This window comes from Methylobacterium sp. B1, from assembly GCF_000333255.1.
GTDB classification, from domain to species: Bacteria; Pseudomonadota; Alphaproteobacteria; order Rhizobiales; family Beijerinckiaceae; genus Methylobacterium; species Methylobacterium fujisawaense.
In genome coordinates this window covers 1-1,087 of sequence record NZ_BACT01000767.1, presented here as the reverse complement: position 1 = coordinate 1,087, position 1,087 = coordinate 1, and the positions used below count along the sequence as shown (strand labels likewise).

Below are 1,087 nucleotides of genomic sequence, written 5' to 3'. Positions count from 1 at the left end.
GATCAGGATGGCGTTCTTGGCCGAGAGGCCGATGATCGTGATCAACCCGATCTTGAAGTAGACGTCGTTGGGCATGCCGCGCAGGTAGACGGCCGCCACGGATCCGATCACGCCGAGCGGGATTACCAGCATGACCGAGACCGGGATCGCCCAGCTCTCGTAGAGCGCGGCGAGGCACAGGAACACGATCAGCACCGAGAGGGCGAGCAGCAGGCTCGCCTGGCTGCCGGCCTGCTTCTCCTGGTAGGACTGGCCGGTCCAGGCGTAGCCGAAGCCCTTCGGCAGCTGGAGCATCAGCCGCTCCATCTCGGCGATGGCGTCGCCCGACGTGTAGCCGGGGTTCGGCTCGCCGGTGAAGCGCACCGACTGGTAGCCGTTGAAGCCGACGATCTGGCTCGGCCCCATGCCCCATTTCAGCTCCGCGAAGGACGACATCGGCACCATCGTGCCGCCGGCGTTCTTGACCGCGTAGTTGAGGATGTCCGACGCGTTCATGCGCTGGAGCTGCTCGGCCTGCACGTAGACGCGCTGCATCTTGCCCCGGTTGGGGAAGTCGTTCGGATAGACCGAGCCGAGGTTGAGCTGGATCGTGGCGTTGATGTCCTCGAACTTCACGCCCAGGGCCGCCGCCTTCTCGCGGTCGATCACCAGCTCCGCCTGCGGGGTCGGCGGCAGGCCCTCGATCTTCACCTTCTGGAGGATCGGGCTCTGCTGCGCGAGCTTGAGCAGCTGCTCCTGGGCCGAGAGCAGGGCCGCGTAGCCGCGGTTGGCCCGGTCCTGCAGGCGGAACGAGAAGCCCGCCGCGTTGCCGAGATTGTCCACGGGCGGCGGTTCCTGGGCGTCCACCGTGGCGTCGCGGTAATTGGCGAGCGCCGCGTTGGTGCCGGCGACGAGGGCGGCGGCCGAGTTCTTGGCGTCGCGCTCGGACCAGGGCTTGAGGGTGACGAAGGCCTGGCTGGTGCTCGGGGCCTGGCCCGAGAAGGAGAAGCCGTTGAGCATGGTCACGGTGGCGACGCCGGGCTGGGCCAGCAAGTGCTCCTCGACCTTGCGGACCGCCTCCTGGGTGCGGTTGTAGGAGGCGCCCGGC

At 68.0% G+C, this 1,087-nt stretch carries 1 protein-coding gene; it reads right to left on the bottom strand.

The features are described 5' to 3' along the window. A partial coding sequence (locus I53_RS22375) for an efflux RND transporter permease subunit (RefSeq protein WP_043354848.1) occupies positions 1 to 1,087 on the bottom strand: 1,087 nt, incomplete at both ends.